This window comes from Dendronalium phyllosphericum CENA369, assembly GCF_016056275.1.
Taxonomy (GTDB): domain Bacteria; phylum Cyanobacteriota; class Cyanobacteriia; order Cyanobacteriales; family Nostocaceae; genus Dendronalium; species Dendronalium phyllosphericum.
This window is the reverse complement of record NZ_JAECZA010000025.1, coordinates 37,107-48,125: the sequence shown is the minus strand read 5'-3', so window position 1 is coordinate 48,125 and position 11,019 is coordinate 37,107. Positions and strand designations below refer to the sequence as shown.

Genomic DNA, 11,019 nt, shown 5'->3' with positions numbered 1-11,019 from the left:
GAAAAGACATAAAATGCTTGGGAGATAAAGGTTATCAAGGTATTCAAAAACTACATAGCAATAGTCAGATTCCTAAGAAAAAACCTAGAGGAGGTAAGTTAACTTGTGAGGATAAAAAGAGCAATCAAGAATTAGCTAAAATCAGAGTTTTAGGTGAGCATGTAAATCGGAAGCTGAAGGTATTTAAAATTTTGTCCTTCACTTATAGAAATCGTCGAAAAAGATTTAGTTTGAGGTTTAATCTGATTGCTGCTCTCTACAATTACGAGCTTCGTCTTCCCCAAACCGAATTTGCTTAAGCGACTTTTGCAAGAGGTCTAATGATTTTAGAAATAAGTTATGAGTTATTATCCTTCTTTTATCCCGCAATCTGACCCGCCGCTTCCTCCTTGGGAAACTCTACCAACAATGTATGATTTACCAAGTGACAACCTAGAGGAACCAGGTTTGCCAGACGAATTTCACTTTTTACAACCCTTACTTTTATATTTAACTTTTCAACCAACTAACTGGAATCCCGAACTAGTTTATAGTGCTGCTGACCTCAATCTTTACTACACTATCCAACATCCTTTGTTGTACAAACGCCCAGATTGGTTTGGTGTAGTAGGAGTACAAAAACTACACAAAAGTCAAGACTTACGTTTAAGTTATGTAACTTGGCAAGAACCAGCCAATCCCTTTGTAATTGTTGAATTATTATCTCCAGGCACGGAAGAAGAAGATTTAGGTATTAGGAAAAGTTCAGAAGATAAACCTCCTAATAAATGGGAAGTTTACGAACGGATTTTAAGAATTCCCTACTATATTGTTTTTAGTCGCTACACTAATGAACTTCAGGCATTTCAGTTAGTAGGCGGTCATTATGAACCGATAAATTTGACTGATGGACGCATACTAATGCCAGAGTTAGGTTTAAGTTTAGGAGTGTGGCAAGGATCGTTTCGAGATATTGACAGGTTGTGGTTGCGGTGGTTCACCTCAGAAGGAGAAATAATTCCTGCGCCCACAGAGTCAGCCGTTGCTGCTAGTGAAAGAGCTATGATTGCAGAACAAGAAGCTAGGGATGCTAAACAAGAAGCTAGGGATGCTAAACAAAAAGCCGAACAAGCAAAAAGAAAAGCACAGCAATTAGCAGAACGTTTGCGTCAGTTAGGCATAAATCCAGATGAGATACATTAATTATTGGTTGCAACTCTAGGTATCTTGTGTTTATTGCTTTATTCACCTCTAGATAGACCTGCGATCGCTCATAACTTGTCACAATAATGGCGACAACCATTACTTAAACTATTAATCTTATGGGCTTCGGTATTGGCGATTTATTCTGGATTTTCCTCCTCCTATCTTCGCTACAACCAATCTGGCAAAAACGTCAAATAGAATATCGGCGCTTACGTGCCCTCCAGGAATTTCAACAGGAACGCAAAAGTCGAGTCATTTTGCTAATTCATCGCCAAGAGTCCATCAGCTTACTAGGAATTCCTTTATCGCGCTACATTACTATTGAAGACTCAGAACAAATACTGCGGGCAATTCGCCTCACACCCCCAGATGTCCCCATTGACTTAATTTTGCATACTCCCGGAGGTTTGGTACTAGCTACAGAACAAATTGCTAGGGCATTAATTCGCCACCCGTCAAAAGTCACTGTCTTTGTGCCTCACTATGCCATGAGTGGCGGCACAATGCTTGCCCTCGCAGCTGATGAAATTGTCATGGATGCTAATGCTGTTTTGGGGCCAGTTGACCCCCAACTCGGTAACTTTCCAGCAGCGAGTATTATCAAAGTGGTCGAAGATAAACCCATTAGTGATGTGGACGACCAAACCCTAATCATGGCAGACTTGGCACGTAAAGCAATTCAGCAGGTACAGCGCTTCGTGCGGACTCTATTGAAAGACAATATACCCAAGCAAAAAGTTTTGCCGGAAAATATCGAACCGATTATCGAAGCTTTGACAACAGGGCGCGTTACTCACGACTATCCCATCACTGTTGAAGAAGCAACAGAAATGGGGCTGCCCATAACTGTTGGACTGCCCCGTTCTATCTACGAACTGATGGATTTGTATCCCCAACCACAAGGCGGACGACCCACTGTACAGTACATTCCTATGCCTTATGATGACCGCCGCCCGATTCTACCCACACCTAAAGGTAGACCTTTAGAAGAACCAAATCAGAGAACTTGAGGTTTTGGCATCAGAATTAACTTTAGCGATGCTTAGGGTGTAGAAGTAGGTGTGGCTGTCGGAGTTGGCGTAGCTGTGGGGCTTGGTGTAGCCGTCGGAGTTGGTGTAGCTGTCGGAGTTGGTGTAGCTGTCGGAGTTGGTGTAGGGCTTGGCGTAGCCGTCGGCGTAGCTGTCGGAGTTGGTGTAGCCCCAGAAGTTGGCTTAGTTGTTGGTGTAGTCCTAGGAGTTGGCTTAGTTGTCGGTGTAGTCCTAGGGGTTGGGGACGGACTAGATGTTGGTTGAGGCGATGGCTGAGAACTAGGCTGGCTAAAGGCTTTTTTGGCCTCTTCATTCAGCTTCTGCCGGAGTGCTAAATTAGCAATTCCAGTTTCTTGCAAATTATACTTTTTCTGAAACTCCTTGACTGCGGCTTCGGTACGCGGCCCATAAAATCGATCGCGGGGTAGAGGAGGATTAGGTTTAAGCGTCGCATTCAAATTGGCTTGCAGAATTTGGATGATATTAGCAGCATAACTTTGAGTTCTGGGCCCTGCTATGCCATCAACAGGTTTCAACTTGTAACCGCTCTGAAATTCACGGATTGCTTTTTTAGTTTCTTCATCCGTGAGAGGTGTATTTGTAACCTTAACGTTGTAGCCTAATCCTCGCAAAACAGCACGGAATTGCTGTGGCGAATAATTACCCACGGGGGCTGCAAAAGTTGTATTTGAAATTACTAAACTAGCAGTTATCAAGCAAGTCGCAGTAATTGTTGCGCTTGATTTTCCAAACCCACACCACATAATCGAAAACTCCTTCGGGATGAATCAGCAGAATATATTAGTTTAACAGGTGCATTTTACGTTTCTTTAAAGTTTTTGTCTCAATTATTCATGATTTTTGATTAATTGGAACACGATTGATTAAATGTAACTAGCATTAGAATACCAATTTTTGGCATCTACCTACAGAAATATCTTGACTTAAATAGTAGTAATGAGATAGAAAAACTGAAAGCTCTATGCAAATGTGTATAATTCAAAACTAAAAATGACTAAACAAAAACCTATAAAACAGCGAAACCTATATTTCGAGAGATTAATGGCAATAATTGCCACAGTAAATTTGTGTTTGGTTTTGTTTAATTTGAGTTACGTGCCATTGCGAGATTTCTACTTGCGAAGAATGCCCGAAATTACCCAAATTTATGACCCAATTAAGGGCATTGAACCCAATAGAGAAACAAACAACTATCTCGAAAAAGTAAAGGCATTAGAAGAACAAGTAAGTCAGACAGGGTTAACATCAGCACAGGTTAACACTCAGATAGAAGAAATCCGTCGTCTTAGCAGAGATATGATTGATGGCAATCCTTTTGCAGCAGCAGATAAGAGTGGTACTCTAGAAAAAATCAAAAATCGGATGCGCGATCGCACCAATCAAGAATCGGCAAAAGTTGCATTTGCTACATTTTGGAGTCAAAATTATTTATCTCAAAAAGGCTGGCTGCAAGAAATTAATTTTTTTAACCAGAAAATTAAACCTTTAATTGCTACCAACTACTACCGTAAAATTGGGGAAAATGGCGAATTTCTCGATTCTTTTTGGTTAATCGACTTACCATTTGTGCTTTTATTTGGTATTGAGTTACTAGCGCGTTCTTTTTATATCCAGCGTCGCCATCCGAGCATGAATTGGTTAAATGCAGTTTTGTGGCGCTGGTACGACTTATTTTTGTTGCTACCTTTTTTGCGCTGGTTGCGAGTTATACCTGTATTAATTCGTCTCGACCAAGCACGCTTAATCAATCTTCAGCCATTACGACGGCAAATCAATCAAGCATTTGTCGCAAATTTTGCGGAAGAACTCACACAAATTGTTGTAGTGAGAGTAATTAATCAAATCCAGGGTTCAATTGAGCGGGGTGACATAACGCGCTGGTTGTCGCAACAACAAAACCTGCGTCCTTACATAGATATTAATAATGTCAACGAATTAGAAGCGATCGCTGGTATATTCGTGCAAGCCGTAGTCTATCAAGTTCTACCTCAAATTAAACCAGAAATTATTGCTTTGTTACGCCACAATATCGCCACAGTGTTCGAGCAAGTCCCCATTTACCGCAACCTCCAGAATTTACCTGGTATAGGAGGAGTACAAACTCAGTTTAGCGAACAGCTAGCAACTCAACTGACAACTAACCTATATAATGCTTTAGTCAATGCTGTTGAAGATCCCACAGGCGCAAAACTTTTCAATCAACTGGTGCAACAGTTCAGCAAAGCTTTAGGCGCAGAAGTACAGAAAAAACACGTACTCTTAGAAATTCAGAGCTTGCTATCTGATTTCTTAGAAGAAGTCAAGATTAACTACGTCCAGCGTTTGTCCGAAGAAGACATAGAGCAAATTGTCGAGCAAACCAGACAGCTAAGACAAAAAGCACCCGTTCAGCCATCGGTAGACAAAAATACTGCTCTTTCCAAAACAAGGGAAAGATAAAAAGCAGAAGCAGGAGGAAACAAGGGAGCAAGGGAGAAATAATAACTACTTCTGCCTGCTGACAACTGACTACTGACTACTGACAATTAAAGAAATGCGCTAAACTCAAATTAGAGGCGAACCAACATTAGGTTCGTTACAAGGCTTCTTGGAAGATATCCTTATCGCAGGAAGTGGGTCGATGCCCACTTTTTTTATTGATTTCTCACATGACTCATCCTTTAGTCCCACAAATTATCGATTTGGCGACACCAGTAGCAGAAGAACTGGGGTTAGAAGTCGTTGGCATAGTTTTTCACACTAACCAACGTCCACCAGTATTGCGGGTAGATATTCGCAATCCGCAGCAGGATACTGGGTTAGATGATTGTGAGAAAATGAGCCGTGCTTTGGAAGCTACCTTAGATGCGGCGGAGATTATTCCAGATGCTTATGTCTTGGAAGTGTCTAGTCCTGGTATTTCGCGGCAACTAGTAACCGACAGGGAGTTTATTTCCTTTAAAGGATTTCCTGTAATTATCTCCACTTCACCACCCTACGACGGACAACAAGAGTGGACTGGTCAGTTGATTCGCCGGGATGAGACAGCAGTTTATTTAAATCAAAAAGGACGTGTAGTTGAAATTAAGCGCTCCCTAATCACTAGGGTGCAGCTAGATGAGCGACGGTAAGAGTTGAGAGTTAGGAGTTCAAAGTTAAGAGTTAAGAGTAGAGACGCGATTATACTCTTACGAGAAGCCGCTCGTCAGAGCGTCTACGCGTCTGTACAAGAGTTAAGAGTTAATTATGAAGTTTTGAGTTTTGGGTTTTAAATTTTAGATTTAAAACTCCTAACTCCTGACTCCTAACTCTTGACTTTCGACTCTCAACTCCTAACTTTTAAATTTTGCTGGATGCCTAAATAAAATTTAAGGAGAACGCTTATGTCAATGGTTACTTTACCAGGATTAAAAGAATTAATTGAAAGTATAAGTCGGGAACGTAATTTACCTCGTCTAGCAGTTCAATCAGCGATTAGAGAAGCACTTTTGAAAGGTTACGAAAGATATCGTCGCGCCCAAAACTTGGAGCGAAAACAGTTTGAAGAAGATTACTTTGATAATTTTGAAGTAGAACTTGACATTGATGAAGAAGGTTTTCGCGTTCTTTCTACCAAAACTATTGTTGAAGAAGTCAACAACTCCGACCATCAAATTTCCCTAGATGAAGTACAACAAGTCGCTCCCGAAGCACAATTGGGAGATTCTGTAGTTTTAGATGTCACTCCCGACCAAGGTGAATTTGGGCGGATGGCGGCGATGCAAACCAAGCAAGTACTGGCGCAAAAACTTCGGGATCAACAACGCCAAATGGTACAAGAAGAGTTCCAAGATTTGGAAAGTACAGTACTGCAAGCAAGGGTACTGCGGTTTGAAAGACAATCAGTCATTTTGGCAGTAAGTAGCGGCTTTGGTCAGCCAGAAGTGGAAGCGGAATTACCAAAGCGAGAACAATTGCCCAACGACAATTATCGGGCAAATGCCACATTCAAGGTATATCTTAAGAAAGTTTCTCAAGGTCAACAACGAGGGCCGCAGTTATTAGTATCTCGAGCTGATGCAGGTTTGGTAGTTTATTTATTTGCCAACGAAGTGCCAGAAATCGAAGATGAAGTGGTACGAATTGTTGCCGTTGCACGGGAAGCCAATCCTCCTTCGCGTTATGTTGGCCCCCGAACAAAAATTGCTGTAGATACCCTAGAACGCGATGTAGACCCTGTTGGTGCTTGTATTGGAGCTAGGGGATCGCGCATTCAAGTAGTAGTCAACGAATTACGCGGTGAAAAAATAGATGTGATTCGCTGGTCTCCAGACCCAGCAACATATATTGCTAACGCTTTAAGTCCTGCACGGGTGGATGAGGTGCGTCTCATGGACCCGGAAACACGACAAACTCACGTACTAGTAGCAGAAGATCAACTCAGTTTAGCAATTGGTAAAGAAGGACAAAATGTCCGTTTAGCAGCGCGATTGACCGGTTGGAAAATTGACATCAAAGACAAAGCTAAATACGATCATGCTGGAGAAGATGCCAAGTTCGCCGCTGCTCGTGCTAAATATCAACTAGAGGAAGATGAGATTGAGCAAGAGGAACTAGAATATGAAGATGACAATCAACAAGATTTAGAAGAAGAATCTTTTGAGCCTAGCGATGATGAGTAACTTCTTAGCTGCCTGAAGTTCCGGTAAAATTAATCTCAATACTAGTCTTAATGATTATTTAGGATTGAGAATAATTGGTTTAGTAGAAATAAAGATTGGCATCGCCAACTTGATTTTCCCAACCAAAATGCTAACCTGGGGTCATTAAAGACCAATGAAACCGAATTATCGGCGCTGTATTAGTTGCCGCAAAGTCAGTCCTAAAGAAGACTTTTGGCGGATTGTCCGCGTCTTTCCTGAAGGAAAGGTACAATTAGATCGGGGCATGGGGCGTTCTGCCTATATCTGTCCCCAATTAAGCTGCCTACAAACAGCTCAGAAAAAAAATCGACTAGGGCGATCGCTACATGCGTCAGTGCCAGAAACACTGTACCAAGATTTGTGGCAACGTCTAGCCTAAAACAATACCCCAAAATAAAATTAAGTTGAACAACTTGGTGGCGGTAATCCCCAGAGGATATGTGCCAAAAGCCGAACTAATCGCGCTATAATCGCAGCCTCTGCAATTGTTATGGTTAATGTCAAAATAGTAAATGGGTGTAGTTAGCAAGCGGCTCTTTCAAAAAAAGAGAGGCAAAGCAATACTCCCTCCAATTTTCACTCGATTGTGTTGTGGAAAACTCAGAATCAGCAAAACAAGAAACTACAGAATGGCAACCTGGTAGCGCTCAGGCGCAGTTCGGCAACCATCACTCTTGGTGGAGCCAGCATTAAACCGAAACATCTCTCTTTCCTGATTGGAGGCACCGGCAAAATCTTAACGGCAACCTAAAAACAGTAATCAAAGGATGGAGATGTCGCACTCCCAGGCAACCATCCACAAAAAAACTGTAAATTAAAGGGGAAGAGTGGATGAACAACGGCAAAGTTAGAATCTACGAATTATCAAAGGAATTGAATTTGGATAACAAAGAGCTATTAGCAATTTGCGACCAGCTCAATATTGCGGTCAAAAGCCATAGCAGCACAATTTCAGAATCGGAAGCAGAACGTATCCGGACAGCTGCCGAAAAACTGGCATCTACGAATGTGATGCCAAAAAAGGAACTAGGTTCATCCAGTCATAAACCAAATTCACCACAAACTGGCTCTCGCAACCGACCTGCACCACCTCACAAACAACAAATTTTGGAAATTCGCAAGCCCAAAATATTGAGAAATTCTACCTCCAACGCCCCAGAGGCGTCAGTTGCTACCGACAATCAAGTTGCTTCTTCTGAAGTTAATTCTCCTGCACCTCCACGGCCCTTCGCTACACCTGTCTCGCCCATGAAGCCGACGGCACCAACTCGACCTGTACCCCGGAATCAATCTGAGAATTCCCCAGAACCCGCTGTAACAGAGGCAGAACAAATGCCCCAAACACAGGTAACGGAACAGATACCGGAAACAATAGCAGTACAAAAACCAGAAAAAGTAGTTACACCCAGACCAAAACCGGAAAAACCCCCGAAACCACAGCTGGTTTCTCCACCCGCAAGACCTGCGGCGGAAAAAACTTACATAGTAAGCGATCGGGAAAGTCCGGCAGAAAAACCAATTCTCAAACGCGAACGGCAACAGCGCGTCGAAGACGAACGCGACAGCATTAAGCCCAAAGTGGGTAAACCGACGCAGACGGAAACACCACAAGCCCCAGTTCAAAAACAGGCTCGTCCCACTCCGTCGCCAATGAAGCCGGAGCAAAGAGGGAATAGGCCTCCTGGAACAGCTCCATTAGGAGATGGACAAAGACCGACAAGACCAGTACGCCCATCGGAAGCAGTAGCAGCCATGCCGATTGCTACTCCACCCAGAGCGACTCCCGGAGGATCGGGAAAAGCAGATGGTGGAGATGATGCGACCGCACCCGATCTCCTCGATCTCAAACGCCCAACACCACCTCGCATAGCTAAAGGTGGTAAAAAGTGGCAAGAAGAGGAAATCATTGAGGAAGTCAAAGAAAAAGCTGGCAAGGGAGCTGTTAAAGGCAAGCGAGTCAAGCCGATCCTCGATGACGATTTTGAAGAAGACGATCTCCTTGATGATGAAGATCCAGATTCACCAGCAACCGTTCAGGTTAGCCTTTCTATAGCTCGTCCTCCCAAACCCAAGGCGACTCGTCCCGCACAAACAGCAGCCACAGCGCTTGCAACTGCCCCAACAACAGCTAGAAGTAAGAGAACTAGTTCTAGCCGCGACCAAAATCGTCGCCAAGAAGCAGAAACAAAACGCGAGCGACCAGAAAAAGTTGTGGTGACAGGGCCAATGACAGTCCAAGAACTAGCTGAACTTTTGGCTGTTGCCGATACAGAGATTGTAAAAATCCTGTTCATGAAAGGTATGGCGGTGAGTATCACCCAAAATCTGGATATTCCGACAATTACCTTGGTAGGCAAAGAGCTAGAAATCGAAGTCGAAACGGCTGAACCCGAAGCAGAAGCCCGCAAAGTCACTGAAATGATTGATGTGGCCGACCTGGAAAATCTCCATCGCCGTCCGCCAGTAGTGACGATTATGGGTCACGTAGACCATGGTAAGACTACTCTGCTTGACTCGATTCGCAAAACTAAAGTTGCAGCGGGCGAGGCTGGTGGTATTACCCAGCACATTGGTGCTTATCATGTGGACATCGAACATGAGGGTAAGAAACAGCAGATAGTATTCTTGGATACACCTGGTCACGAAGCCTTCACCGCAATGCGGGCACGAGGAGCAAGGGTGACAGACATTGCCGTTTTGGTAGTGGCTGCTGATGATGGTGTGCGTCCCCAAACTATTGAAGCCATTAGTCACGCTCAAGCTGCCGAAGTGCCGATTGTTGTAGCCATTAACAAAATTGACAAAGAAGGGGCACAACCCGATCGCGTCAAACAAGAACTCACCCAATACGGTCTCACACCAGAAGAATGGGGTGGTGAGACAATTATGGTTCCCGTGAGCGCGATCAAAGGTGAAAACCTAGATACCCTCCTAGAAATGATTCTGCTAGTAGCAGAAGTAGGAGAACTCTCAGCTAACCCGGATCGGGTTGCCAAAGGAACTGTAATTGAAGCACATCTGGATAAAGCCAAAGGAGCTGTTGCTACCTTACTCATTCAGAATGGCACTCTCCATGTGGGAGACATGCTAGTAGCTGGCTCAGCATTTGGTAAAGTCCGGGCGATGGTCGATGACAGAGGCAAAAGAGTAGATATTGCTTCTCCTTCCTTTGCAGTCGAGGTGCTGGGCTTAAGCGATGTCCCAGCAGCAGGCGACGATTTCGAGGTCTTCGAGAACGAAAAAGAAGCACGATCCCTAGCAGGCGATCGCGCCGACAAACAACGCCTATCTCGTCTATTACAAGGACGCGTCACCCTCACAACCCTCTCGGCACAAGCACAAGAAGGCGAGTTGAAAGAACTCAACTTGATCTTAAAAGCAGACGTGCAAGGTTCCGTGGAAGCCATTGTGGGAGCGCTCAAGCAAATCCCCCAAAACGAAGTCCAAATTCGGATGCTGTTGGCTACTGCTGGAGAAATTACCGAGACAGATATCGACTTAGCATCTGCTAGTAATGCTGTAATCATTGGTTTCAACACCACCTACGCCAGTGGAGCCAGACAAGCTGCTGACGAAGCTGGTGTGGATGTAAGAGAATACAACATCATCTACAAACTTCTAGAAGATATCCAAGGAGCCTTGGAAGGTCTCTTAGAACCAGAGTTAGTAGAAGAACCTTTGGGACAAACCGAAGTCCGTGCCGTCTTCCCAGTCGGTCGGGGTGCGGTTGCTGGTTGCTACGTTCTATCTGGTAAGCTAATTCGTAACTGCAAACTGCGGGTACGTCGTAACGGTAAAGTGATTTATGAAGGTGTTCTTGATTCCCTCAAACGGATGAAAGAAGATGCCCGTGAAGTCAATGCCGGTTATGAATGCGGTATTGGCGTTGATAAATTTCATGACTGGGCTGAAGGTGACATCATTGAAGCCTATCAGATGGTAACTAAGCGTCGTACTCTCACACTCACAAAATAGTGGTGGGTAAAACGTGCTGAGGAGCCACTGGGGTCTTGGGATTTCCCCACAGGGAGCAAGTGGCGTTGCTGAGTAAAAGTTTAAAAGTATTGAGTTAATTAAATACCGCTCAAAATTAAAAACTTAAAACTCAGCACTCAGCACTCAGC

At 43.8% G+C, this 11,019-nt stretch carries 9 protein-coding genes; 8 read left to right on the top strand and 1 reads right to left on the bottom strand.

The window, feature by feature from the left end:
* The 3 genes from I8752_RS09035 to I8752_RS09025 form a co-directional block, all read left to right on the top strand.
* Positions 1-299, top strand: a 299-nt coding sequence (locus tag I8752_RS09035; protein WP_318780825.1) for a transposase family protein, incomplete at its 5' end; no start/stop codon positions are given.
* A gap of 40 nt (positions 300-339) precedes the next feature.
* A complete protein-coding gene (locus tag I8752_RS09030; protein WP_214431976.1) occupies positions 340-1,182 on the top strand; it encodes a Uma2 family endonuclease in 843 nt (280 codons plus the stop codon).
* 119 nt (positions 1,183-1,301) lie between these two features.
* Positions 1,302-2,195, top strand: coding sequence for an SDH family Clp fold serine proteinase (locus I8752_RS09025; RefSeq protein WP_214431975.1), 894 nt, complete (start codon positions 1,302-1,304; stop codon positions 2,193-2,195).
* 32 nt (positions 2,196-2,227) lie between these two features.
* On the opposite strand, the gene I8752_RS09020 is transcribed toward I8752_RS09025, so the two are convergent.
* The gene (locus tag I8752_RS09020; RefSeq protein WP_214431974.1) at positions 2,228-2,977 is read right to left on the bottom strand and encodes a peptidoglycan-binding domain-containing protein; all 750 of its coding nucleotides are present in this window, start codon (positions 2,975-2,977) and stop codon (positions 2,228-2,230) included.
* Positions 2,978-3,224: 247 nt separating this feature from the next.
* Between I8752_RS09020 and I8752_RS09015 the strand changes: the two genes are divergently transcribed.
* The 5 genes from I8752_RS09015 to infB all read left to right on the top strand — a co-directional run bounded on the left by I8752_RS09015 (position 3,225) and on the right by infB (position 10,870).
* Positions 3,225-4,673, top strand: coding sequence for a hypothetical protein (locus I8752_RS09015; RefSeq protein WP_214431973.1), 1,449 nt, complete (start codon positions 3,225-3,227; stop codon positions 4,671-4,673).
* A 209-nt stretch (positions 4,674-4,882) separates the two neighbouring features.
* The gene (gene rimP, locus I8752_RS09010) at positions 4,883-5,344 is read left to right on the top strand and encodes a ribosome maturation factor RimP (RefSeq protein ID WP_214431972.1); all 462 of its coding nucleotides are present in this window, start codon (positions 4,883-4,885) and stop codon (positions 5,342-5,344) included.
* A gap of 252 nt (positions 5,345-5,596) precedes the next feature.
* On the top strand, positions 5,597-6,874 hold the full coding sequence (gene nusA, locus I8752_RS09005) for a transcription termination factor NusA (RefSeq protein WP_214431971.1): 1,278 nt from the start codon (positions 5,597-5,599) through the stop codon (positions 6,872-6,874).
* 154 nt (positions 6,875-7,028) lie between these two features.
* A complete protein-coding gene (locus tag I8752_RS09000) occupies positions 7,029-7,274 on the top strand; it encodes a YlxR family protein (protein WP_214431970.1) in 246 nt (81 codons plus the stop codon).
* A 452-nt stretch (positions 7,275-7,726) separates the two neighbouring features.
* A complete protein-coding gene (gene infB, locus I8752_RS08995; RefSeq protein WP_214431969.1) occupies positions 7,727-10,870 on the top strand; it encodes a translation initiation factor IF-2 in 3,144 nt (1,047 codons plus the stop codon).
* The last annotated feature ends 149 nt before the right edge of the window (positions 10,871-11,019 follow it).